The 23,173-nt window shown below is 67.1% G+C and carries 18 protein-coding genes; 6 read left to right on the plus strand and 12 right to left on the minus strand.

What is annotated here, in order from left to right:
• Positions 1 to 18: 18 nt before the first annotated feature.
• From C8C94_RS17440 to glnE, 6 genes are all read right to left on the minus strand, one after another.
• On the minus strand, positions 19 to 1,224 hold the full coding sequence (locus C8C94_RS17440; RefSeq protein ID WP_121421606.1) for an HD-GYP domain-containing protein: 1,206 nt from the start codon (positions 1,222 to 1,224) through the stop codon (positions 19 to 21).
• Between the two features lie 92 nt (positions 1,225 to 1,316).
• Positions 1,317 to 4,424, minus strand: a complete 3,108-nt coding sequence (locus C8C94_RS17445) for an efflux RND transporter permease subunit (protein WP_121421607.1) — start codon at positions 4,422 to 4,424, stop codon at positions 1,317 to 1,319.
• Positions 4,425 to 4,436: 12 nt separating this feature from the next.
• Positions 4,437 to 5,636 carry an efflux RND transporter periplasmic adaptor subunit gene (locus C8C94_RS17450; protein ID WP_121421608.1) on the minus strand — a complete coding sequence of 400 codons (1,200 nt, stop codon included), beginning with the start codon at positions 5,634 to 5,636 and terminating at the stop codon, positions 4,437 to 4,439.
• Between the two features lie 71 nt (positions 5,637 to 5,707).
• A complete protein-coding gene (locus C8C94_RS17455; protein WP_121421609.1) occupies positions 5,708 to 7,144 on the minus strand; it encodes an efflux transporter outer membrane subunit in 1,437 nt (478 codons plus the stop codon).
• Positions 7,141 to 7,869 (minus strand): TetR/AcrR family transcriptional regulator, encoded by a 729-nt coding sequence (locus C8C94_RS17460; protein WP_121421610.1) that lies wholly within the window; start codon positions 7,867 to 7,869, stop codon positions 7,141 to 7,143. Before C8C94_RS17460 ends, C8C94_RS17455 begins: the two co-directional genes overlap by 4 nt.
• Before the next feature lie 105 nt (positions 7,870 to 7,974).
• Positions 7,975 to 10,722, minus strand: coding sequence for a bifunctional [glutamate--ammonia ligase]-adenylyl-L-tyrosine phosphorylase/[glutamate--ammonia-ligase] adenylyltransferase (gene glnE, locus C8C94_RS17465; protein ID WP_121421611.1), 2,748 nt, complete (start codon positions 10,720 to 10,722; stop codon positions 7,975 to 7,977).
• Positions 10,723 to 10,820: 98 nt separating this feature from the next.
• Here glnE and C8C94_RS17470 point away from each other — a divergent pair, with 98 nt between their 5' ends.
• The 4 genes from C8C94_RS17470 to C8C94_RS17485 all read left to right on the plus strand — a co-directional run bounded on the left by C8C94_RS17470 (position 10,821) and on the right by C8C94_RS17485 (position 18,610).
• Positions 10,821 to 14,981 carry a YhdP family protein gene (locus tag C8C94_RS17470; RefSeq protein ID WP_121421612.1) on the plus strand — a complete coding sequence of 1,387 codons (4,161 nt, stop codon included), beginning with the start codon at positions 10,821 to 10,823 and terminating at the stop codon, positions 14,979 to 14,981.
• Positions 14,981 to 15,796: a carbon-nitrogen hydrolase family protein gene (locus tag C8C94_RS17475; protein ID WP_121421613.1), complete on the plus strand. Its 816-nt coding sequence runs from the start codon at positions 14,981 to 14,983 to the stop codon at positions 15,794 to 15,796. The genes C8C94_RS17470 and C8C94_RS17475 overlap by 1 nt, the downstream gene beginning before the upstream one ends.
• Positions 15,793 to 17,838, plus strand: a complete 2,046-nt coding sequence (locus C8C94_RS17480) for a nitrogen regulation protein NR(II) (protein ID WP_370449748.1) — start codon at positions 15,793 to 15,795, stop codon at positions 17,836 to 17,838. Before C8C94_RS17475 ends, C8C94_RS17480 begins: the two co-directional genes overlap by 4 nt.
• A gap of 142 nt (positions 17,839 to 17,980) precedes the next feature.
• On the plus strand, positions 17,981 to 18,610 hold the full coding sequence (locus C8C94_RS17485; protein ID WP_121421614.1) for a response regulator transcription factor: 630 nt from the start codon (positions 17,981 to 17,983) through the stop codon (positions 18,608 to 18,610).
• Positions 18,611 to 18,651: 41 nt separating this feature from the next.
• Here C8C94_RS17485 and C8C94_RS17490 read toward each other — a convergent pair whose 3' ends face one another.
• The 3 genes from C8C94_RS17490 to C8C94_RS25750 all read right to left on the minus strand — a co-directional run bounded on the left by C8C94_RS17490 (position 18,652) and on the right by C8C94_RS25750 (position 19,679).
• Positions 18,652 to 19,299, minus strand: a complete 648-nt coding sequence (locus tag C8C94_RS17490; protein WP_055394716.1) for an OmpA family protein — start codon at positions 19,297 to 19,299, stop codon at positions 18,652 to 18,654.
• Positions 19,300 to 19,377: 78 nt separating this feature from the next.
• A complete protein-coding gene (locus tag C8C94_RS25990; RefSeq protein WP_255424242.1) occupies positions 19,378 to 19,506 on the minus strand; it encodes a hypothetical protein in 129 nt (42 codons plus the stop codon).
• The gene (locus tag C8C94_RS25750; RefSeq protein ID WP_199731485.1) at positions 19,503 to 19,679 is read right to left on the minus strand and encodes a hypothetical protein; all 177 of its coding nucleotides are present in this window, start codon (positions 19,677 to 19,679) and stop codon (positions 19,503 to 19,505) included. Before C8C94_RS25750 ends, C8C94_RS25990 begins: the two co-directional genes overlap by 4 nt.
• Here C8C94_RS25750 and C8C94_RS17495 point away from each other — a divergent pair.
• Positions 19,612 to 20,835 (plus strand): murein transglycosylase A, encoded by a 1,224-nt coding sequence (locus C8C94_RS17495; protein ID WP_121422939.1) that lies wholly within the window; start codon positions 19,612 to 19,614, stop codon positions 20,833 to 20,835. The two genes, C8C94_RS25750 and C8C94_RS17495, sit on opposite strands and share 68 nt — an antisense overlap.
• Positions 20,836 to 20,949: 114 nt before the next feature.
• Here the strand turns inward: C8C94_RS17495 and C8C94_RS17500 are convergent, their stop codons facing one another.
• The 3 genes from C8C94_RS17500 to C8C94_RS25995 form a co-directional block, all read right to left on the minus strand.
• Positions 20,950 to 21,393: a hypothetical protein gene (locus C8C94_RS17500; protein WP_121421615.1), complete on the minus strand. Its 444-nt coding sequence runs from the start codon at positions 21,391 to 21,393 to the stop codon at positions 20,950 to 20,952.
• 4 nt (positions 21,394 to 21,397) lie between these two features.
• Positions 21,398 to 21,643 carry a hypothetical protein gene (locus tag C8C94_RS17505; protein ID WP_055402226.1) on the minus strand — a complete coding sequence of 82 codons (246 nt, stop codon included), beginning with the start codon at positions 21,641 to 21,643 and terminating at the stop codon, positions 21,398 to 21,400.
• A gap of 616 nt (positions 21,644 to 22,259) precedes the next feature.
• Positions 22,260 to 22,391 (minus strand): hypothetical protein, encoded by a 132-nt coding sequence (locus tag C8C94_RS25995; RefSeq protein ID WP_255424243.1) that lies wholly within the window; start codon positions 22,389 to 22,391, stop codon positions 22,260 to 22,262.
• 97 nt (positions 22,392 to 22,488) lie between these two features.
• Between C8C94_RS25995 and C8C94_RS17510 the strand changes: the two genes are divergently transcribed.
• On the plus strand, positions 22,489 to 23,043 hold the full coding sequence (locus C8C94_RS17510) for a hypothetical protein (protein ID WP_147433274.1): 555 nt from the start codon (positions 22,489 to 22,491) through the stop codon (positions 23,041 to 23,043).
• The last annotated feature ends 130 nt before the right edge of the window (positions 23,044 to 23,173 follow it).

Raw genomic sequence — 23,173 nt, forward strand, 5'->3', positions numbered from 1 at the left:
CCGCAGCCCGGCGCGGGGTCAGACCAGGTTGAGCAGGCGGTCCAGCGAGAGCTTGACTCTCACGTCCTTGAAAGCCACCACGCCCGTGACCTTCCAGGGGGGCATGCCGGTGTCACGCGGAATGGGCTCGCCCGTGGGCATGCCGTCACGGTTGGTCACCACCGCCACCTTGGGCGTGGTGGCCGTGGTGCCCCGGCGAACGACCACGCCCACCTCCTGGCTGGCCAGCCGCACGAAGGCCCCGGGCGGGTATACACCCAGGGTCTTGACGAGCGCGGCACCAGCCTCGTCCACCTGGTGCTCTTCGTCGTAGTAGCTGGCCTGCATGGCCGCCGTGACGGGCATGGGCAACCGGGCCGCGCGAGGTGCCATGCGGGCGCCAAAAATGTCGGCACGCTGCAGCAGGCGGGCCATTTGCTGGGCCTCCGTCTTCTTGGCCAGCGGGCCGGGGGTGCGGTGGTGGTGGGAGCGCACCGCCTCCAGCCACACCGGGTCGGCCACGCCGAGCGTGCGCAGCAGCGCCTCGGAACGCTCCGCGTGGCTCTCGACCGCCGCAATCTGCTGGGCGGTGAGCGGATGGGTCTGCTGGGCCAGCTGGTCCTGCAGCTCGGACATGGCTATGTTCATGGAGAGCGCCGCGTGGCCCAGCTGCTGCACGCGGGAGGCGGGCCAGCGCAGCATCTCGCGCGCCACCACCATGCACACACAGCACACCAGCATCGAATGCGTGGCGCTGTACATGCGCGTTTCCTGCGCAGACAGGTAAATCAGGCCCAGCAGCGTCGCGTCGGGCGTCTGCTCGCAGTGGCGGGCCAGCTCGTCGTGCAGCGTCTGGAAGCGCCCGCCAAAATCAGCGGGCGAAGGTGCACGCAGCAACTGTGTGGCACGCAACTGCAGTTCGGGCCAGTCAGGCAGCGTCTTGCCAGTGCGGCCCCGCCCTCCTGCGTCGTCGGCCGCCGTCATCTTCATCGCGGCAATTTCGCCCAGGTTGGTGTCGGCGATCAGCATGCGCTGCAATTGCGCGAGGTAGGCCCGGTGGCTGTCACCGGACTCATCGGTATCCACACACAGCTGCCGCCCCCGGCCCACCATCTTGGCCAGCTCTTCCCGGGTGCGGATGACATAGCCTTTTTGCGCCAGCAACACGCCATCAGCACCCCGCAGCACAAACGGCAGAGGGTGGCCCAGCTGGATGGATTCGATGTTCAGGCTGACGAGGTTCATGGTGGTCGTTACATTATCTAACGGCCACACGCCCGGCTAAGCCGGGGCAACCCCGGGGATTGCCTGCTTTTTCAAGCAACCACCGGCCTCCATCATCCCGCTGGGGGTGTAGCGGGCGCCTCTGGGGCGGGCACCGGGTGGGCACCCCGCAAGCGCCGCAGCATGCGACCAAACCACTGCCCCAGATCATCCACCCCCGTGAACACGGCGGGGATGACCAGCAGGCTCAGCAGCGTGGACGTGATCAGCCCGCCAATCACCGCCACCGCCATGGGCGAGCGGAAGCTGGCATCCGCCGCACCAATGCCCAGCGCAATCGGCATCATCCCCGCACCCATGGCCAGCGTGGTCATGATGATGGGCCGTGCGCGCTTGTGGCAAGCGTCGATCAGTGCCTCAAAGCGCGTCATGCCATGCTCGCGCCGCGCCAGGATGGCGTATTCCACCAACAGGATGGAGTTCTTGGTGGCAATGCCCATAAGCATGATCAGCCCGATGAGCGAGGGCATCGAGAAGCTCTTCTGCGCGATCAGCAGGCCCACGAACGCCCCGCCTAGCGACAGCGGCAGCGCCGCCAGGATGGTGACCGGGTGGAGGAAGTCCTTGAACAGCAGCACCAGCACGATGTAGATGCACAACACCCCGGTCAGCATGGCCAGGCCGAAGCTGGCGAACAGCTCCCCCATCATTTCGGCATCGCCAATGGTGATCTGGCGCACGCCCGGCGGCAGGTTCTGGATGGAGGGCAGCGCTTCGACCGCCTTCGTCACGTCGCCCAGCGGCTGGCCTGACAGCTCGATCTCAAAGTTGACATTGCGCGCGCGGTCATACCGGTCCACCACGGCCGGTCCGCCGCTGAACTCGAGCGTGGCCACCTGGCCCAGCATCACTGGGCCTTTGCTGCCCGGCACCGACAGGCGCTCCAGCAGCGACAGGTCCTTGCGCGCGTCGTCCTGCAGCTTGACCACGATCGGCACTTGGCGCGAGGCCAGGTTGAGCTTGGGCAGCGACACGTCGTAGTCGCCCACGGTCGCAATGCGCAGCGTTTCGGCAATCGCGCTGCTGGTCACCCCCAGGTCGGCGGCGCGCGCAAAGTCCGGGCGCACCGCGATCTCGGAGCGCACCAGGCTGGCGGTGGAAGAGATGCTGCCCAGGCCCGGGATGGTGCGCAGGTCCTTCTCGACCGCCAGCGCGGCCGAGGTCAGCGCCTGCGGGTCGTCGCCCGAGAGCACCAGCACGTACTTCTCGCCGGAGCCCCCCAGGCCCACCTTGCTGCGCACGCCCGGCAGCGTCTCCAGCGCGGCGCGGATCTGGTTCTCGATGCCCTGCTTGCGCGGCCGGTCGCCGCGCTCGGCCAGCAAGATGGTGAGCGTGGCCTTGCGCGTTTCGGCATTGGCGCTGCCCATGAACGGGTCGCCACCGGCCGAGCCCCCACCGATGATGGTGTACACGCTTTGCACATGGTCCACCTTGGCGATGCGCTGGCGCGCGTCCTCGGCCACGGCGCGGGTCTGGGCCAGCGTGGCGCCAGGTGGCAGCTCCAGGTACACCTGGGTCTGCGAGTTGTCATCGGCCGGGATGAAGCCCGTGGGCAGCAGCGGGATCAGCGCCAGAGAACCGATGAAAAACGCTGCCGTGGCAATGAAGGTCATCCAGCGGTGTTTGATGCACCAGGCCGCCCAGCGCAGGTACACCGTCATCCAGCGCGGGTCCTTGTGCGTGTCCACGATGGGTTTGAGGATGTAGGCCGCCATCATGGGTGTCAGCACCCGCGCCACCACCAGGCTGGCAAAGACCGCCAGCGACGCCGTCCAGCCGAACTGCTTGAAGAACTTGCCCGCAATGCCGCTCATGAACGCGGTGGGCAAAAACACCGCAATCAGTGTGAACGTGGTGGCCACCACGGCCAGGCCAATTTCGTCGGCCGCCTCCATGGCCGCCTGGTAGGGCGTCTTGCCCATGCGCAGGTGGCGCACGATGTTCTCCACTTCCACGATGGCGTCATCCACCAAAATGCCCACCACCAGCGACAGCGCCAGCAGCGTGATCACGTTGATCGAGAAGCCCAGCCAGTGCATGCCGATGAACGCCGGGATCACCGACAGCGGCAGCGCCACAGCCGACACGAACGTGGCGCGCCAGTCGCGCAAAAAGAGCCACACCACGAGCACGGCCAGCAACGCGCCTTCGTACAGCAGGTGCATGGAGCCGTCGTACTCCTCCTGCACAGGCTGCACAAAGTTGAAAGCTTCGGTGATCTCCAGATCGGGGTGCTGAGCGCGAATTTCCTTGAGGGCCGCCTGCACCGCAGAGCCGACTTCCACCTCGCTCGCGCCCTTGCTGCGCGCTACCTCGAAGCCCACCACGGGCTTGCCGTTGAGCAGGGCCAGGGCGCGCGGCTCGGCAATCGTGTCTGTCACCGTGGCCACCTGATCGAGCCGCACATGGCGGCCGTCGGACAGTGCCAGCGTGAGCCCTGCGAGCTCCTGCGCCGACTGCACCGTGGCCAGGGTGCGTACAGGCTGTTCGCTGCCGCCCAGGTCGGTGCGGCCACCGGCACTTTCGGTCTGCACCAGCCGCAGCTGGCGCGAGACATCGGCCGCCGTGGCGTTCAACGCCTGCAGCTTGACCGGGTCGAGCAACACATGCACCTCACGCTGCACACCGCCCACGCGGTTGACCGCGCCCACACCCCGCACCGTGAGCAGCTTCTTGGCCACGGCATCGTCCACAAACCAGGACAGCGCCTCGTCGTCCATGCGGGTGGAGGCAATAGTGAACGCGAGCACCGGCTGCGCGGCCAGGTCCATCTTGGTCACGATGGGGTCGCGCACGTCGCCAGGCAGGTCACCGCGCACGCGGGCCACGGCAGAGCGCACGTCGTCCAGCGCTTCCTGCGTGGGCTTTTCCAGGCGGAACTCGGCCGTGATGGTGGCGCCACCGTCCTGCACCTTGGTGTAGATGTGCTTCAGGTCTTGCAGCGTGGCGATGCTGTTTTCAATCTTGCGCGCCACATCGTTTTCGAGCTGCGCGGGCGAGGCGCCGGGCAGCGCCACGGTCACGGAGATCGTGGGCAGGTCAATGTCCGGAAAGTTCTGTACCTTCATGGCGTTGAACGACAGCAGGCCGCCGAAGGTCAGCAGCACAAACAGCATCAGCGCCGGTATGGGGTTCTTGATCGACCAGGTGGATACATTCATGTCGAATGCTCCTCAATTGATAGCTGTTTGCGCTTTATTGGTAAGCGCTAGAGCCATTTTTTGCTTGAAATCCGGAGCTTGCGAGGTGCTGCTGGCGGGCGGCGTGCTCACCACCCGCACCAGATCGCCGTCGTTCAGGAAGCCAGCGCCACGCACCGCTACCGAGGCATTAGCGTCCAGACCCGAGAGCACCTCGACCCGGTCAGCCACGCGGCGGCCCGTCTGCACCTTGCGCATTTGCACACGCTGCTCGGCACCCACCACAAACACGTACGAGAAGCCGTCGCGCACCACCAGCGCCTCTTGTGGCACGGTGAGTGCATCGCTGGCGCCCAGCGCGAACTCACCACGCGCAAACATGCCCGCACGGAAGTCTGTGTTCAGGGGTAGATCAACGTACACCAGCGCATTACGCGTCTGCGGGTCCACCGTCGGCGCAATCATGCGCACCGTGCCTTCTGCCACCGCACCACTGGCCGCCGTCACGCTGACCTTGGCGCCCGGCGCAATGCGGCGCAGCTCGGTAGACGTGACTTCAGCGCGCCATTCGAGGCGCCCCTTGCGCACCATGCGGAACAGCTCGGTGCCCGCGCCCACCACCGCGCCCACGGTGGCCGTGCGGGCCGAGATCACGCCGCTGTCGGGCGCCACCACCTGGGTGTACTTCAGACGCAACTGCTGTGCGTTCAGCGTGGCCTTGGCCGCCTCCACGCGAGCCTGCGCGGTCTTCTCGGCCGTGGTGTACTGCTGGATCTGCTGCTGGCTCAAGGCGCCCGTGGCCTGCAGCGAGCGGGCCCGGTCGGCATTGGCAGCGGCTTCGGCCGCATTGGCCTGGGCTTCGAGCAGGCTGGCGCGGACCTGGGCCACATCGGCCTGTACGGTTTCGGCAGAGAAAGTTGCCAGCACCTGGCCGGCCTTGACCACGTCGCCCACGTTCACACGCACGTCGGTCAGGCGCAGACCGTTGCTCTCGGCGCCAATGCTGGCCTCTTGCCAGGCGGCCACATTGCCATTGGCCGCCAGGCGCAGCGGCACCGAGGTGCGCTGGGGTTGGGCCGTGCTCACGGTGAGCGCGGGGCGGGGCTGGCCCGCCTTGGGCTCATCGGCGGCGCGCGATGCGCTGGAGAACACCAGGGCGCCACCGGTGGCCAGTGCGCAGGCAGCGATAACGGCGAAGGCCGTGGGAGAAATCTTGAAACCTTGCGTTTGCATTGTGTGTATCCGTTCATCCAGTCGGTGTCAGGAGAAAGGGTGAGCGATCAGCCCACCCCCCGGTTTTTCATTCAGCGTGCGGCGGTAGCCGCAGCAGAAGGGGAGGCTGCCGTGGTGGTGGTCTGCCCGTCCCATCCACCGCCTGCGGCGCGGTACAGCGCAACCCAGGCGGCCTGGCGTTCATGCTGCAGCGCGATCAGCGCGTTCTCGGCCGCCAGGGATGTGCGCCGTGCGTCTTCCAGCTCCACCAGACTCGCCAGGCCGCCGCGCCAGCGCGCTTCGGTGGCATCGAAAGATGTGCGATAGCCCGCAGCCGCCGTTCGCGCGCTGGTGCTGCGCTCGGCCGTGCTCTGCAGCCGCACCAGCGCCTGTTCGACCTCGCTCACGGCCTGGCGCACCTTGGCGCGGTAGAGCGCGGCGGCTTCGTCATAGCGCGCCTGCGCCGCGTCCACCTGCGCGCCGCGCCGGCCACCATCGAACAGCGGCACGCTGAGCGCCAGCGGGCCGATGGTCCAGGTGTTCAAGTCGGTGGTCACGCCACCGCTGCGCACCCACGCCGTGCCCACCGAGCCGCTGAGAGACAGGCGCGGGTAACGCTGGGCCTGGGCGCTGCCCACTTCGGCACTGGCAGCGGCGACTTCGCGCTCGGCGTTGTACACATCAGGGCGCTGGGCCAGCACCTGGGCGGGTAGCGTGGCGATGGCGAACAGGGTGTCGGGGGCTGTGGCGGCAGGCGTGGACAGGCGCGAACGCAGCGCCGGCTCCTCCCACCCGGTCAGTGCCACCAGGGTCTTGACCTCCACATCGCACTGCATGCGCTGCTGCGATGCACGCGCCTGCGCTTCGGCGGCACTGGCTCGGGCCAGGGCAGCCGTGGCGGGCGCCGTGAAGCCGGCGCGTTCGCTAAGACCTGACAGGCGCGAGGTTTCGCCACGCGACTGCGCATCGCGCTCGGCCACGCGCAGCTGCTCCAGGCAGGTGCGCAGGCTGCTCGTCTGCTGCGCCACCTCGGCGGCCACGCTCACGCGCGCCTCGTGCCACAGCGCCTGTGCGCCCGCCAGCCGCTCATCGGCAGCGGTCTTGGACGCGCGGTTCGCACCAAAGAGGTCAATCTCCCAGCTCGCCTGCAGCCCGGCCTGCGCCGTGGTCGCGATGCCTGCAAGCTGTTCGTTGAAACCTCGGCTGGCGCTGGCCTGCGCATCGAGCGACGGCAGCAGCGCGGCGCGGCTGGCCACCTGCGTGGCCCGGGCCTGCGCAATGCGGGATTGGGCCTGCGCCACACCGGGGCTGACGGCCTGGGCCGCGTCGATCAACTCCACGAGCAGCGGGTCGCCCAGCTGCGTCCACCATCGGGTCAGATCCCCCAAAGAGCCCTGGTGCGGCAAGGGCGCCTGCCACGCCACAGGTGGAGTGGTGGGCACTTGGGCGGGAGGCGCTGTGATGGCACAGGCGCCCAGGGCCAGGGGCAGGCAGGTGGCCCAGAAGAATCGGGTCTTGCTCAAAGTCATGCGTTGGATTCCTTGTGCGAATTCCGTGAAGTACTGCGGCGCGCGGGCTGTTGTACGGCCTGCCGCCTGGCGATCTCGCCCTGCACCATGCTCAGGGCGTAACCGGTCAGCCGGTCCACCCATTCGTCCACAGCCCCAGACCCCGCCAGCTGCGGTGCAATAGCCTGCAGCGGGTCGCGCTGGGTCCACATCTGCATAACCAGCCCGGCCAGCGAGAAGGCGAGGCGGTGCATGTCGTCGTCCACCTCGGCCACGCCCATGTGGCGGCACAGCACCTCAACCAGGGCGAGGTGGGGGGCACGGCACTCGCGCTCAATGAGCTCTGGCCACACATGGGTGGGGTCCAGCAGCTCGCGCACATGCAAGCGCAGCGACTGGGTCACGAGGTCATCGTGCTTGAGCGGCTCCAGAAAGCCACCGAAGTAGGCGGCCAGCGCCTGCTGCAAGGTCAGCGCAGGGTCGGCAAACACCGGGATGAGGTCGCTGCCGCTGCCGAAGGGCTCGTAGAACGTGGCTGTGTAGAGGCGCGCCTTGTCGCCAAAATGGTAGGCGATCGCTGCCACGTTGGTGCCGGCGGCTTCGGCAATGGCACGCACCGAGGTCTGTGCAAAGCCCCGCTCGGAAAACAGCTGCAGCGCGGCGCGCAGCAGGCGCACGCGCGTGTCTTCTCCGTCGCTGCGGGCGGTGCGCTGGGCTGCGGGAATGAAATGGGCGCCGAAACTCATGGCACCGGATTACACACCAGAATTCAAACAACCGTTTGAATTAGCGATGCCACGCGGAAAATTCAGCCCGCAAAAATGCAACAAAACGTCACACCTTGGTGCGACTCAACCGAACACGGACCTCCACAGGGCCAGCACCGCATCGCGCTCGGCCAGCAGTGCGGGGGGGGCAACCTGGGTGGGCGCCTCGTCCAGGCGCGCCACGTGTTGCACGCGCCGCAGTTCGCGGTACGCATCCGCAGCCGCCACACCCACGCCAGGGGGCAACAGCCCCACCTGCTCGGCGCGCTGCAGCAGCGCGATGTTGCCCACATTGCCCACCAGCTCCGGGTGGTTTGCAGACTGCGAGAGCACCAGGTATTGAACGGCAAACTCCGCATCCACCATGCCGCCCGGACTGTGTTTCACATCGAACTGCCCGTCGCGCGTGGGGTGCGCTGCGCGCACACGCTCGCGCATGGCCACGATCTCCTCACGCAGGGCGGCAGCGTCGCGTTCGGAGGTGATGACAGCCTCGCGCACGGCATCGAAGCGCGCCTGCAAGGCCTCGCTGCCCATCACAAACCGCGCGCGTGTCATGGCCTGGTGCTCCCAGGTCCACGCGGTGTTGCTGCCCCGGCGCTGCTGGTAGTTGGCGTAGGCCTCGAAGCTCGTGACCAGCAGACCTGAGCTGCCATTGGGCCGCAACGCAGTGTCGATCTCGTACAGATCGCCTTCACCCGTCTTCACGGTGAGCCAGTTGATGAGCTTGCGCACAAAGGCCGCGTAGACCTCGGGGGCGCGTTCGTCGTCGTCATCGAACACAAAGACGATGTCCAGGTCGCTGCCGTAGCCCAGTTCCTTGCCGCCCAGCTTGCCGTAGCCAATGATGGCGAATTGCGGGCTCTCGCGGTGGCGCGTCTTGAGCCGGCTCCAGCACCACTGGGCCGTGATGCGCAGCACGCTGTCAGCCAGGGCGGACAGGTCATCCGCCACCTGCTCGACGGTGATGCGCCGCTCCACGTCGCGCGCGAGGGTGCGGAAGGTTTCCGCGTGCTGGGCACGGCGCAGCAGGTTGAGCAAGGTTTCGTCATCGTCCTCGCCCGTGGACTGCAGCGACGCGAGCCGCACGGCCAGTTCGCGCTCGAAGTCGGCCACCACAAAACGTTCGGCGAGCAGCGAATCCCCCACCAGTTCATCGATGACGCCGGGGTGCTGCAGCAGGTAGCGGGCGGGCCATTTGGCCGCACCCAGGAGGTGCAGCAATTGCTCGTGCACAGAGGGGCGCTCCAGCAGCAGCGCCAGATAGCTCTCGCGGCGCAGCAGCGGCTCCAGCCAGTTGGCAAGGCGCAGGGCGGCCTCCTCGGTGACGCGGCCTTCCTTGAGCCACTGTGCGGTGCGCTGCACCAGCCGGAACAGGCGGGCACGGGCTTCGTCGCGCAGCCCCGCCACGCGCGGGTGGTTGCGCCATTCGGCAACGCGCTCGCGAAATCCGGGCGGCAACTGCTCCAGCAGCGTGTCGAATTCGGGGGGGGCTGCTGCCGCAGCGCGGGGGCCGCCACAGCCTCCGCCATTGCACTGCTTCTTGCCCGCCCCGCCCAGCAGGGTGTCGAATTCCTGGGCCACCAGTTCACGGTGTGCGTCCAGCTCGTGCAGGAAGGCGCAGCAATCGGGATACCCCAGGGTGTGCGCGATCCACGCAAGATCGTCATCGCGCGTGGGCAGCACATGGGTCTGCTGGTCATCCAGGTACTGGATGCGGTGCTCCACACGGCGCAAGAAGACGTAGGCCCGCGCGAGCGCATCAGCCGTTTCCTGCGGCATCAGACCCGCCTGGGACAGGCGGGTGAGCGCATCAAGCGTGGGGCGGCGGCGCAACTCGGGGAACTGGCCGCCCCGCACCACCTGCAGCAGCTGAACCGTGAACTCGATCTCACGAATGCCGCCCCGCGAGAGCTTGACGTCGTTGGCGCGCTCCGGGTGGCCCGCGCTGCGCTTGGCGGCATGGTCCCGGATCTGGCGGTGCAGCACCCGCAGCGCATCGAACACGCTGTAGTCCAGGTAGCGGCGGAACACAAAGGGCAGCACCACACCGCGCAGCGCCTGAACCTCAGGGCTGGCAATGCAATCACGCGGTGCCACCACCCGGCTCTTGAGCCAGGCAAAACGCTCCCACTCGCGCCCATGCAGCTGCAGGTATTCCTCCAGCGCCGACAACGAGACCGAAGGCGGGCCGGAGTTGCCATTGGGGCGCAGCGCCAGGTCTACGCGGAACACAAATCCGTGCTCGGTGGTGTCGCCCACCAGGCTGTAGATGGCCTTGACCGCACGTGCAAAGTATTCGTGGTTCGAGATGCGCCCCCGGCCATCAGCCGTGCCCGCCGTTTCGCCATCGTGCTCGTACACGTAGATCAGGTCGATGTCGCTGGAGACATTCAGTTCGCGGGCACCGAGCTTGCCCATGCCGATGATCCACAGCTGCACGGGCTGGCCGTCCGGCCCGCGCGGCGCGCCGTGGCGCTCGTCCAGCTCCTGGCGGGCATGCTGGCAGGCCCTGTCCAGCGCCAGCTCGGCCAGCTCGGTGACCGCGCTGGTAATGTCCGCCAGCGGAGCCTGCGCCTCGCAATCCATCTGGATCAGCCGCTCCATGACCAGCTGGCGCAGCACCCGGAGCGCGGTGCCCGTGTCACAACCGCGTGCGCGCAGCGCGTCGTAGGCCTGCTCCATGCTGGGCCACCGGGGAACACCGGGCGGCAGGAGCAGCAGGTCAGCCTCGTAGCGGCGATGCAGGCGCTGATAGAAACGCGAGTGCGCGGCCCCGTGAACAAAGGTCGCGGAGGGATTGCAGGGGGATTCAGGATACGGGATCGACATGGCAGCCGCAGCGCAACGCTGCGTACATAAGAACACTGGTTTGTAGTGAACCCGCGCTAAGCCTGCGGGTCATAATTCCTGCCACATTCAATCCCACCATGATCGATCCCACCACGCACCCCACCCGCCTGCTGAAAATTGTGGCAGGTCTCGCGCGGTGGTCACTGGGCTTGCTGCTGGCCTTCTGGCTGCTGCTGACCATCGCGTGGGGGGCCCTTCATGGCTGGATTGTGCCGCGAATCGGTGATTTCCGCCCACAGCTGGAGGCGCATGCCGCACGGGCGCTGGGGGTTCCTGTCCAAATCGGTGCCATCGCGGCGCACACCGAAGGCCTGATCCCTTCCATTGAACTCTCGGATGTCACCCTGCTGGACGCAGCCGGCCGCTCTGCCCTGCGCCTTCCACGGGTGGTGGTGGCGCTGTCGCCGCGCTCCCTGCTCAAGGGCGGGTTCGAGCAGCTGTACATCGAAGAGCCCGAGCTGGATGTGCGCCGCACTGCGGACGGCCGCATCCAGGTGGCGGGCCTGGATTTCTCCCAGCAGCAGGGCGAGGACAACGCCGCCGCCGACTGGCTGTTTTCACAGGGCGAGGTGTTCATCCGGGGTGGCACGGTGCGCTGGACCGATGAGCAGCGCGGCGCCCCGGAGCTTGCGCTGGAGAAGGTGGACCTGCTCTTGCGCAACGGCAACTGGCACCATCACATGCGGCTGGATGCCACGCCGCCCGAAGCCTGGGGAGACCGCTTCACGGTGACGGGGCTGTTCCGCGCCCCCTTGCTGCGCGCGCGCGACGGCAACTGGAAACACTGGAATGGGCAGGTCTTCGCCGACTTTTCCCGGGTGGACGTCTCGCGGCTGCGCCACCATGCCGATGTGGGCGTGGATATCGCACAGGGCCGGGGCGCGCTGCGAGCCTGGGCCGATGTGCAGCGCGGGCAGATTGTGGGCGGCACAGCCGACCTGGCGCTGGCCGATGTCAATGCCACACTGGGTGCAGGCTTGCAAGCGCTGGTGCTGCCGTCCATTCAGGGGCGGCTGGGTGGGCGCCGACTGAACGGGGGGTTCGAATTCTCGACCCAGGCGCTGCAATTCAAGACGGACGATGGTCTCACCTGGCCCGGAGGCAACGTCAGGCTTGTGCACACGGCGGCGGCCGGCAAGGCACCCGCGCAAGGCGAGTTCCGCGCCGACCGCCTGGACCTGGCTGCCCTGGCGCAGGTCGCCAGCCGCCTGCCCCTGGGCGCCACGGCACATGAGGCCGTGCGCACCTATTCACCCCACGGGCTCGTGGACGAAATCCAGGCCACCTGGAAAGGCCCTCTCGAAAACCTGCAGCAGTATCAGGTACGCGGGCGCATTCGCGGATTGGCGCTGGCAGGCGACACTCCCGCCAGCGCTTCCACCCAACTGGGCCTGCGGGGTGCCACGGTGGACATCGACATGACCCAGGCGGGCGGCAAGGCAGCGCTGACCATTGCCTCCGGCGCGCTGGTGCTGCCCGGCGTGTTCGAAGACCCAGTGCTGCCGCTGGACCGGCTCAGCGCCGATGTGCGCTGGCAACTCGATGGCGACCGCATCGCCGTGCAGGCCACCGACGTGCAGTTTGCCAATGCCGACGCCCAGGGCGAGGCCCGGGCCACTTGGCATACCAGCGATGCGGGCAAGGTGGCACACCGCTCTCGCTTTCCGGGGGTGCTGGACCTCACAGGCACACTGAACCGGGCGGACGGGACCCGTGTGCACCGCTACCTGCCGCTGTCCATCCCCCAGGAGTCGCGCCACTATGTGCGCGACGCCGTGGTGGCGGGCAGCGCGAGCAACGTGCAGTTCCGCGTCAAGGGGGATCTGCACCACCTGCCTTTCGACGACCCCAAACAAGGCGAATTTCGCATCGCAGCCCGCGTGAAGGATGTCACCTACGCCTACGTCCCTACGCAGCTGCAACCGGCCAATACGTTGCCGTGGCCTGCATTGACGGAGCTGGCGGGGGAGCTGGTCTTTGAACGCTCCTCCATGCAGGTGCGCGGCGCCAGTGGCAGTTTTGCGGGACGCCCGGGCCTGCGCCTGTCGAAGGTGGATGCCAAGATTCCAGACCTCTCCCATACCGTGGTGGGTGTCAGTGCCGATGCCCGGGGGCCGCTGACCGAGCTGCTCACGCTCATGAACACGTCGCCTTTGGGCCGGATGACCGGCAATGCACTGGAGCAGGCCAGCGGCACCGGCAACGCAGATTTCAAGTTGCGCCTGACCTTGCCGATCAGCGACATCGAAAAATCCAAGGTCCAGGGCAGCGTCACGCTGGCGGGCAACGAACTGCGCATTACCCCCGACACCCCGACGCTGAGCCGGGTGCGGGGCGTGGTGCAGTTCACCGAAGGCGGTTTTTCGCTCAATACCGTGCAGGCCCAGGCACTGGGAGGGCCTGTGCGGCTGGAGGGCGGCATGCGCGCTCTGCCCTCCAATGCCCCGGCTACCGAATCGGCCGTGCAGCTTCGCGCACAGGGCACCGCCACGGCCGAAGGGCTGCAGCAGGCATCACAACTGGGCATGCTCTCGCAGCTGGCGCGCCGCGCCACGGGCAGCACCGCGTATTCCATGGCGCTCGCGTTTCGCCGTGGCGTGCCGGAGGTGCAGGTGACCACCAGCCTACAGGGGCTGGCGCTGGCGCTGCCCGCCCCGCTGGGCAAGACGGCCGAAGGCAGCCTGCCACTGCGGTTTGAAACCCAGGTGGCCCGCGAATCGCTGGTGGGCCTTACGCAGACTGGAAATGGCACCGAAGCCCCGCCTTTGCGCGATCAGATGACGCTGGACCTGGGCGCACTGGGCTCGGCCACCTACATTCGGGATCTGGGCGGGCCCCAGGCCCGGGTGCTGCGCGGTGCCATCGGCATCGGCCTGTCGGGCGGGGAATCCGCCCCGGTGCCCGCGCAGGGTGTGGCGGCCAACATCAGCCAGGGCAAGCTCGATGTGGATGCCTGGGAAGACGTGCTGACCCAGGCAACCGGCAGCGAACCCGCTGCACGCCCCGCAACCGCACCCGGATCGCCAGGCTCAACGGGGACGCCCAGCACGGCGCAGGACTACCTGCCCACCACACTGGCCTTGCGCGCCCGCGAACTCACGTTGCAGGGTCGCACCCTGCACAACATCGTGGCCGGCGCGCTGCGGGACGGCACCACCTGGCGTGCCAACCTCGACGCCACGGAACTCAACGGCTATCTGGAATACCGCCAGCCAGGCGGCGCCGAACACCCCAATGGGCGCTTGTTTGCGCGGCTCTCGCGCGTGAACATGCCCCAGAGCGACGTCACCCAAGTCGAGGCCCTGCTGGACGAGCAGCCCGGCGCCCTGCCCGCGCTGGACATCGTGGTGGATGACTTTGAACTGCGCGGCAAACGCCTCGGGCGTGTGGAGATAGAAGCGCAGAACCGGGGCGGAGATGGCACGCAGCGCGAATGGCGCCTCTCCAAATTCAATATCCTGGCGCCCGAGGCGAACTTCACTGCCAACGGCAACTGGGCGGTGCTGAACACTGCAGGGGTGGGGCCTCGCACACCGGAGCGGCGCACGGTGCTCAACTTCAAGCTGGACATCCGCGACTCGGGCGACCTGCTGGGCCGCATGGGCATGGCCAATGTGGTCCGGCGCGGCAAGGGCCGCATGGAAGGGCAGGTGGCCTGGATCGGCGCGCCGTTCAGCCCTGACTACCGCAGCATGACCGGGCAGATCAACCTGAACGTGGAGTCCGGCCAGTTCCTCAAGGCCGACCCAGGCCTGGCCAAGCTGCTGGGCGTGCTGAGCCTGCAATCGCTGCCACGCCGCCTGACGCTCGACTTCCGCGACGTGTTCAGCGAGGGTTTTGCGTTCGACTTTGTCCGGGGCGATGTGCGCATCGAGCAGGGCGTGGCCACCACGAACAATCTGCAGATGAAGGGCGTCAACGCCGCCGTGCTGATGGAGGGCAGCGCCAACATCGATCAGGAAACCCAGGACCTGCGCGTGGTGGTGGTGCCCGAGATCAACGCCATGACCGCGTCCCTGGTGGCCACAGCCATCAACCCGGTCATTGGGCTGGGCAGCTTCCTGGCCCAGGTATTTCTGCGCGGCCCGCTGATCGAGGCGGCCACGCAGGAGTTCCGCATCGATGGCACCTGGACGGACCCCCGCGTGGTGCGCGTGGCCCGCCGCAACCGCGAGGCAGGCCCTGCAACCGGCACGCCCACACGCCCCAGCGCACCCCGCACCGGAGAACCGTCATGATGAAAGTTGCTGCGATCCAGATGGTGTCCTGCACCCGGCTCGACGACAACCTGCGCGCTGCACGCGCCCTGCTGGAGCAGGCCGCCAGCGCAGGTGCCGAGCTGGCCGTGCTGCCCGAATACTTCTGCGTGATGGGCCACAAGGACACCGACAAGCTCGCCCTGCGCGAAGCACCGGGCGAGGGCCGTATCCAGCACTTTCTGGCCAGCGCGGCACGCGAGCTGCAGATGTGGATCGTGGGGGGCACCTTGCCGCTGGTGGCCACCACACCCGACCGGGTGCGCAACACCACCCTGGTGTTCAACCCCGCTGGCAACTGCGTGGCACGTTACGACAAGATTCACCTTTTCTACTTTGACAACGGGCGCGAGCAATTCCACGAAGGCCGGGTTATCGAAGCGGGCAACACCCCCGTGCAGTTCGAGCTGCCATCGCGCGACGGCCACTGCTGGCGCGTGGGCCTCTCGGTGTGCTACGACCTGCGCTTTCCCGAGCTGTACCGCGCCCACGCCAGCGCGGGTGCAGACCTGCTGCTCGTGCCCAGCGCGTTCACCCACACCACCGGCCAGGCGCACTGGGAGCTGTTGCTGCGCGCCCGCGCCGTGGAAAACCTGGCGTATGTGCTGGCGCCCGCACAGGGCGGTGTGCACGAAAACGGGCGGCACACCTGGGGCCACAGCATGCTGGTTGACCCCTGGGGCACCGTGCTCGCCCAGCAGGACCAACTGGCGGGCGTGGTGTCAGGTGTGGTGGACCCGCAGCGCCTGCGCGACATTCGCCTTCAGTTGCCCGCCTTGTCGCACCGCGTCCTGTGAAGATCCCGCAGCAGCGCACACTCTTCAGACGCTGGCGCGGCGCATGGCGGCGCTGGTCGCTGTGGACCCTGCTGGTAGCCCTGGTGATCTCCATGCTCGCCACCATGGTGTGGCTTGCGGGGCGCTACGAGGCCAGTCAGGTGCAGTCGCGCCTGGAGCGTGACACGGCCGACGCGGTGTCCGACATCCGCGTGGCGCTTACGCGCAACCTGCAAAGCCTGCAGGCCCTGCACGCGGGCGACCCGGGCCAGCTGGCCTGGGAGGTAGATGCAGCCGAGCTGCTGCGCAACCGGCGGGAGCTCGTGCGCATCGAGTGGCGCGATGCCGACCTGCGGGTACGCACCCATGCACAGTCGCCCTACCGCCCCGTGGCCTGGGACGCCCGGCTGCGTGAGGGTAACCAGTCCGACGCCGCCATTGCCTGTGCCAACGCACGCCGCCTGAGCAGCCCAGCCTATTCAAGCAGCTACTTTCAGCCCCACGGCGACGGGCTGGGCTCGGAGATGATGGAGCTGTGCCTGCCGCTCACCTCGGGCGGGCGCAGCACGGGTTTCCTGGTGGTCACGTATTCGCTGCAGGACGTGCTGATCAACCTGGTGGCGCACAACCTCACCCGCAGCCAGGAGGCCTCGTTCACCGAGGCCGACGGCACCCGGCTGGCCGTGCTGGGCGCCGCGCGCCGCGGCTCGCGCATGTTCACGGCCACGCACCTGCTGGATCTGCCCGGCAGCACCCTGGTGCTGCGCATGGACACCTGGCACAGCGCGCCCAGCCTGTTCCCCAACGTGCTGACCGCGCTGGTCACCGCCATGTCGATTGCGCTGGTCACCGTGATGGTGGTGCTGGTGCGCGACAACCGCAGGCGCCTGCGCGCCGAGCGCGATCTGGCCGACGCGCTGGCGTTTCGCAAGGCCATGGAGGACTCGCTGGTCACAGGCCTGCGCGCCCGCGATCTGGAAGGCCGCATCACCTATGTCAACCCGGCCTTCTGCGCCATGGTAGGGTTCAGCGCGCCGGAGCTGCTGGGCCAAAGCGTGACCGCGCCCTACTGGCCCCCCGAGCGGGTGGAGGAGTATCGCCAGCGCCAGGCCATCCGCTTTGCGGGCACCATGCCGCCGCGCGAGGGTTTCGAGTCCGAATTCATGCGCAAGGACGGCACCCGCTTCCCTGTGCTGATCATCGAGGCCCCGCTCATCAACGCCCAGGGCCTGCACACGGGCTGGATGAGCGCGTTCCTCGACATCAGCGAGCAGCGGCGGGTGGAAGAGCTGTCGCGGGCGTCACAAGAGCGGCTGCAGGCCACCGCCCGCCTGGCCACCGTGGGCGAAATGGCCTCGCTGCTGAGCCACGAACTCAATCAGCCCCTGGCCGCCATTTCCAGCTATGCCACCGGCTCCATCAACCTGCTGGAGGCGCCCGCACCGGCAGAGCAGGGCGCAGGCGCCGCTGCCCATGCCGAGCAGCTGCAGGATGTGCGCATGGCCATGCAACATATTGCGCGGCAAGCCGAGCGCGCAGGCAAGGTGATCAAGAGCGTCCACGACTTTGTGCGCCGCCGCGACCAGGCGCGCGAAGCGGTGTACGCGCAGCAGTTGCTCGATGCCATCCTGCCGCTGGTGAGCCTGCAGGCACGCAAGCTGGGGGTGCGCGTGAACACCTCGCTGGAGCCCCACCTGCCCCCCGTGTTGTGCGACCGCACCATGGTCGAGCAGGTGCTGCTCAACCTGGCGCGCAATGCCATGCAGGCCATGGACGACCCCGCCCTACCCACGCGCATTCTGGACGTTCGGGTGCGGCGTGCGGCGTCAAACCAGCACAGCGGCTGGATCGAGTTTGCGGTGACCGACCTGGGATCGGGCATTCCCCAGGAAGTAGCCGAAAGGCTTTTCACCCCGTTTTTCACCACCCGCCCCGAGGGCATGGGTCTGGGGCTGAGCATGTGCCGCACGGTGATCGAGCAGCATGGCGGTTTTCTCGGATTTGCGCCCCATGAACCGCGTGGTACGGTGTTTACCTTCACGCTACCAGCAACAAGCCCCTGAGCGACTACGTCGCTTCCCCCTTCTCTCGCGCTGCGCGCGGGAAGGGGTACGCCGCTAGCGCGGCGGGGCGGCCCCCGCCCAGGTCGCGCCGGTTGCGTCGACCGCGCGTAACCGACAATGCACTAGTTAACCGAGTTAAACCATGGAGCCCACCACCAACGCCACCGTGTACATCGTGGACGACGACGCCAGCGTGCGCGAAGCGCTGGCGTGGCTATTGCGTTCGCGCAGGCTATTCAGCGAGTCCTTTGAAAGTGCCGAGGCCTTTGACGCCATGCTCTCAAGCCGGCCCGCGCAGCGCCAGCCCTGCTGCCTGCTGCTGGACGTGCGCATGCCCGGCATGAGCGGCCTGGCGCTGTTCGACCTGCTGGCGGTGCGTGGTGACCTGGCCACCATGCCGGTGATCTTCCTGACCGGCCACGCGGACGTGCCCACTGCCGTGGACACCGTCAAGCGGGGTGCGTTTGATTTCTGCGAAAAACCGTTTTCCGACAACGCGCTGGTAGACCGTGTCGAGCAGGCGCTGACCAAGTCGGCCGAGCGCCTGGCGCAACTGCGTGAGCGCAGCGACCTGCAGGTGCGCCTGCGCGATCTGACGGACCGCGAGCGCGATGTGATGGACCTCGTGGTAGCGGGCCTGCCCAACAAGCTGATCGCTGACCAGCTCGATATCAGCGTGCGCACGGTGGAGGTGCACCGCTCACGCGTGTTCGACAAGATGCAGGTCAAGTCGGCCGTGGAGTTGGCCAACCTGCTGCGCACAGAGAAGTAGGGCTCTGCGCGCCCGCCCCACGCCCTCTCGGGTGTGGTTGCTTACCCGCGTGGCCGCTCGCCCACAAAGATCTCCACGCGCCGATTGCGCGCCCGGCCGTCGGCCGACTCGTTCGTGGCGATGGGATACCGCTCCCCCATTCCGTCGATGGCGATGCGGCGCCCGTCCACGCCCCGCCCCGTGAGATAGCTGCGCGTGCTGGCAGCGCGGTCCATCGAGAGCGGGTTGTTGATGGCGTCGCTGCCGGTGTTGTCGGTGTGGCCCACGATGCGGACATCGGTGTTGGGGTTGTTGCGCAGCCCGGCAGCGAACTGGTCGAGCACGGGCGCGAAATTGGGCTGGATGTCCGAACGGCCCACGGCAAACGAAATGTCGCTGGGGATGTTGAGCATGAGCTGGTTGTCGGCGGTCTGCGTCACGCCGATGCCGGTGCCTCGCGTGGCCTGCTCCATCTCGCGCTTCTGGCGCTCCATGTTCTGCGACCAGATGTAGGTGCCCAGGGCCCCCACACCGGCACCTACCACTGCCCCGGTGCCTGCGCTGCCGCCGGTGGCCGAACCGATGACGGCGCCTGCCAGCGCGCCCACGCCGGCCCCGGTGGCGGTACGGCGCTGGGTGTCGTCCATGCTGGCACAGCCAGTGGCCAGAACGATGACGGCGGTGGCGCCGAGAAGAATGTGTTTGCGCATGGTGGTGCTCCTTGAAAGATTCAACGGAGCTGGGCGCTTCGGGACTTCCGATCGCGTGCCGCATGGCCTGTGGTGGGCCTAGGCATGGGGTGCGCCCAGCTCATCGCCATCGTGGCTGCAGCCGGGCCGGGGCACCATCGGCACAGCGGCACCCTGGCTGTAGGACGAAGCCGCCTGGGCCCGCTGCCCGCACGCGGGCAAGGTCATTGCGCCGGAGGTGGTGGGGGAGCTGCCTGGGGGGATGCCGCTGGCGGTGGTGGCAAAGGCTCCTGCGGCGGCGGCTGCAGCTCGCCACCCTTGCGGCCCGAGAACATCGTCCACCAGACGATGGCCACCAGCAACACCAGCGCCAGCAGCGCTTCAAGCAAAATCAGCCCCATGAAATTGACACTCCTGCGCGTTGCTTTGACGGCGCTGATTGTAGGAACGCTGGCCGCCTGCTCCACGCCCCCTGCCCCAAGCCCCTCCCGCCCCGGGGCCATCCCCGCGCCACCACCGCCCAGCACCGTGGTGCTGCCCGGCGACACCGGCCCGCTGCCGCCACCGATGTCACAGCCCAAAAGCCGCTGGATTCCCGTGCGCTGGGCCGAGCTGCCGGGCTTTGCCGACGATGCGTTGCACGAGGCCTGGAACGCCTGGATCAAGAGCTGCGAACGCCCCCAGCCCCCCTTCACCGCGCTGTGCAGCGAAGTGCGCCAGCTCAGCATTGCCACCGCCGACGAGCAACGCGCGTGGCTCATCGCCCGCCTGCAGCCCTACCGCGTTGAAGCAACCGACGGCAACCCCGAAGGCCTGCTCACCGCGTACTACGAGCCGATGATGGAGGCCACCCGCCAGCCAGGCAATGGGTTTACCGTGCCCATCTACCGCGTACCGACCAGCCTTGGGGCCCGCAAGCCCTGGTACACGCGCCAGCAGATCGAGACCCTGCCGGAAGCGCAGGCCGCGCTGGCGGGCCGCGCCATCGCCTGGCTGCGCGACCCGGTGGAATCGATGGTGCTGCACATCCAGGGCTCGGGCCGCCTGCGCATCGCCGAGGCAGACGGCACGGTGTCGCTGGTGCGCGTGGCTTACGCGGGCACCAACGACCAGCCCTACCAAAGCATCGGCCGCTGGCTGCTGGACCAGGGCTACACCCGCGACGCCACCTGGCCCGGCATCCGCGCCTGGCTGGCCGCCAACCCCCAGCGCACCAACGAACTGATGTGGACCAACCCGCGCTACGTGTTCTTTCGCGAGGAGCCTCTGAACCCGCTGGACGCAGGCTTCGGCCCGCGCGGCGCCCAGGGTGTACCGCTCACCCCCGGCCGCTCCATCGCCGTGGACCGCCAGAGCATCCCGTACGGCACACCCGTCTGGCTGGCCTCCAGCGGCCCGCAGGTACAGCTCAATCGCATGGTGCTGGCGCAGGACACGGGCAGCGCCATCCTGGGGGCGGTGCGTGCAGACTTCTTCACTGGCTGGGGCCCGGAAGCGGGCGACATCGCCGGGCGCCTGAAGCAGAACCTGCGTCTGTGGGCGTTGTGGCCCCGATGATTGTTGGATGATTATTGCCGCCAGCGCTTATTCAGCAAGCGCCAATAGCTATTATATTAATAGCAAACTCTCAACCCCTCTGCGAACCTACGCCCAGTGGTTGGCCGCCGGGGTTCACGGGCACGGCGCCCTTGCCGCTTCGGTTTCCACCCGCTGGGCCGCAGCCGCCGCCGCGAACGCCATGGCTGGGGGCACGGTCACAGTGCGCAGGTGATCGCCCGTGATGCGGTACTCGTACTCGCGCGTCGAGCCCACCATCTCCGTCCTGAAAGTGCTGCCCGCCATGGTAGCCGCATACACCTGGGGGCGGACGACCTGGTAACGGTACGTGGTAATGGCCGTCCCGCTGGCGGTCTTGCAGGTCGATTCGAACTGATCTTCCTTAAACTGCAGGGTGCAGCGGCCGGAGGTGTCTTCGGCCTTTTCGCCATCGGGGGTGGTCAGCACGATGTTGGTGGCGCGCCAGCAGCCGAGCAGGGCTGGGTCGGAGGCGGCGTGGACGCAGGGGACGATACACAGGAAAGAAAGCAGCAGGCGGGAGCGCGCGAGGAGATTCATAGGTTCATCTCACCCCATACAGAACAAGAACCAAGACCGACGCTGCGGCAAATGCGGCCCACGAGATCACGGTATATCTCGCGCCGATCTGGCCGTGCTTGGCCAACGACCAGATCTTCGTGATGTCATACGGGATACCGCGCGCGGCGCAATAGATAGCGGGGGCGAGAACCCCGTTCCCCAGCACGATCAAATACGCGAGTGGAAGCAGCGGATGCACTTGGTAGAGCATCTGAAAAATGAAGGTCATGGGCCGGGATTTTCAACCGAGTCGCACTGGCCGGGGGCGTTCAGCCCGAAGGGCGGAGTGAGGCGAGCCACAATGCTACAAAATTTATAGCTTATAGCGCTTACCTCACAAGCGCTAGCGACCAAAAACATCTCAAATCGCACAAAACCCAGCCCACGGCCCAACGCCCACCTTGTCCCCCTCGGCGGCGCATCCCCCATAAAGCCCCAGCGTGTGGCCCCGCTGCGCCACGTCATACAGCCATCACCCGATAAAGCACAGCAGGTATTCCGTCCGGGCTTCCTCGCGGATGCGTTCCACAAACCGAACGGACTGGCTGATGCCATGCAGCAATGGCCAGCCCCACATGCCCCGGAGCAGGATGGTGAAACCGATGGAGTTTTTGTGACGCGTTGTAAGAGGCACTCGCGGAACGAAGTAACGCCGCCGCCCGCATCGACGCGCGTGCGGAGGTTGTAAACCCTCCTGTGAATGGCCATACCTGCGGGCCAAGTGCATTTACAGATGACTACAAAGTCAACGGCACCACTACCAGATTGGCCCTTGAGAATCTGCGCTCGTCTTCGGCAGGTAGTGGCTCTCTGGGCGACCAACGGCCTATCGCCGCCGTAACCCTTCAGCCAGCCAAGAATCGCGCGAAGCGCACGGATGGCACAAAGCCGCCGCTTTTGACAGCGGAGTGCAGGGGCGCCGAACCTGCCAGGCCTGCGTCGGCATGGGCTTCATTGCGGTGCCATGGTGGCGTCATGGCGATGGCAGTTGTTCTGTTCCAGCGCCGAAGACAGGGAGGAGGTCTGTGCCCCAGCACAGATCGTGTTTGTTATTAACAATGAGAGGATCGCACCATGCGACAAGGTATTTTGAAGAGTGTTTTGGGAATGAGCTTGGGCCTGGCGATGGCCACGGGTGTGCATGCAGAGCTGCTCAACATCAGCACGATTGCGGTGCAATCGCAGAACACGCTGACAGCGGCGTGCACGATTGTGGGCGCAGGTGGGAAAACGTTGCCGGACGGCAGCAAAGTGTTCGTCGTCCTGGCAGAAGGCATGGCTGCCGATTCCAACCCCACGCTGGTGATCCGATTCAGCGACAACTCCACCGGGAGCAACGACGACTGGAATTCCACATCTATCGACGCTAGCGGCAAACCCATCCGGACGAATACTGCAGGATGGCTGGGCCGCAACCCAGGGCGCGAAAGTGATGCTGGCACAGTGGTCGCGGCGATTCCAGGCGAATGGTTTTGTGTGACTTCGCGTGAAGTTTCCGGCGGCGATGCGCTTCGTCCGGTGGCGATCTCCGTGACCGACGTCACGGCAAAGGCGGCGAGCGCGAAGTCTGCAGCCGTGGGCGCAGATGCGGGCTTGCGTTCCGATATCTGGGCCGGTTCGCCCGACTGATCCAACAGCCGCTCATTGGCTTCGGGGCGTTGCACGCTCCTATTGAAAGGGAACACCATCGTGTGTTCCCTTTTTTTCGGGCTACCGCATTGTCTGCACCAGCGGCATGTGCGGGTGATTCATAGCTACC

Origin of the sequence: Acidovorax sp. 94 (assembly GCF_003634645.1) — a bacterium.
Classification (GTDB): Bacteria; Pseudomonadota; Gammaproteobacteria; order Burkholderiales; family Burkholderiaceae_C; genus Acidovorax; species Acidovorax facilis.

Coding starts and splice junctions, on each gene's coding strand:
- C8C94_RS25750 (WP_199731485.1), bottom strand. CDS start 19,679: ATGGGGCTGATTTTGCTTGAAGCGCTGCTGGCGCTGGTGTTGCTGGTG.
- C8C94_RS25995 (WP_255424243.1), bottom strand. CDS start 22,391: ATGACGCCACCATGGCACCGCAATGAAGCCCATGCCGACGCAGGCCTG.
- C8C94_RS17450 (WP_121421608.1), bottom strand. CDS start 5,636: ATGCAAACGCAAGGTTTCAAGATTTCTCCCACGGCCTTCGCCGTTATC.
- C8C94_RS17455 (WP_121421609.1), bottom strand. CDS start 7,144: ATGACTTTGAGCAAGACCCGATTCTTCTGGGCCACCTGCCTGCCCCTG.
- C8C94_RS17445 (WP_121421607.1), bottom strand. CDS start 4,424: ATGAATGTATCCACCTGGTCGATCAAGAACCCCATACCGGCGCTGATG.
- C8C94_RS25990 (WP_255424242.1), bottom strand. CDS start 19,506: ATGACCTTGCCCGCGTGCGGGCAGCGGGCCCAGGCGGCTTCGTCCTAC.
- C8C94_RS17485 (WP_121421614.1), top strand. CDS start 17,981: ATGGAGCCCACCACCAACGCCACCGTGTACATCGTGGACGACGACGCC.
- C8C94_RS17500 (WP_121421615.1), bottom strand. CDS start 21,393: ATGAATCTCCTCGCGCGCTCCCGCCTGCTGCTTTCTTTCCTGTGTATC.
- C8C94_RS17470 (WP_121421612.1), top strand. CDS start 10,821: ATGATCGATCCCACCACGCACCCCACCCGCCTGCTGAAAATTGTGGCA.
- C8C94_RS17505 (WP_055402226.1), bottom strand. CDS start 21,643: ATGACCTTCATTTTTCAGATGCTCTACCAAGTGCATCCGCTGCTTCCA.
- C8C94_RS17460 (WP_121421610.1), bottom strand. CDS start 7,869: ATGAGTTTCGGCGCCCATTTCATTCCCGCAGCCCAGCGCACCGCCCGC.
- C8C94_RS17510 (WP_147433274.1), top strand. CDS start 22,489: ATGCGACAAGGTATTTTGAAGAGTGTTTTGGGAATGAGCTTGGGCCTG.
- C8C94_RS17440 (WP_121421606.1), bottom strand. CDS start 1,224: ATGAACCTCGTCAGCCTGAACATCGAATCCATCCAGCTGGGCCACCCT.
- glnE (WP_121421611.1), bottom strand. CDS start 10,722: ATGTCGATCCCGTATCCTGAATCCCCCTGCAATCCCTCCGCGACCTTT.
- C8C94_RS17475 (WP_121421613.1), top strand. CDS start 14,981: ATGAAAGTTGCTGCGATCCAGATGGTGTCCTGCACCCGGCTCGACGAC.
- C8C94_RS17490 (WP_055394716.1), bottom strand. CDS start 19,299: ATGCGCAAACACATTCTTCTCGGCGCCACCGCCGTCATCGTTCTGGCC.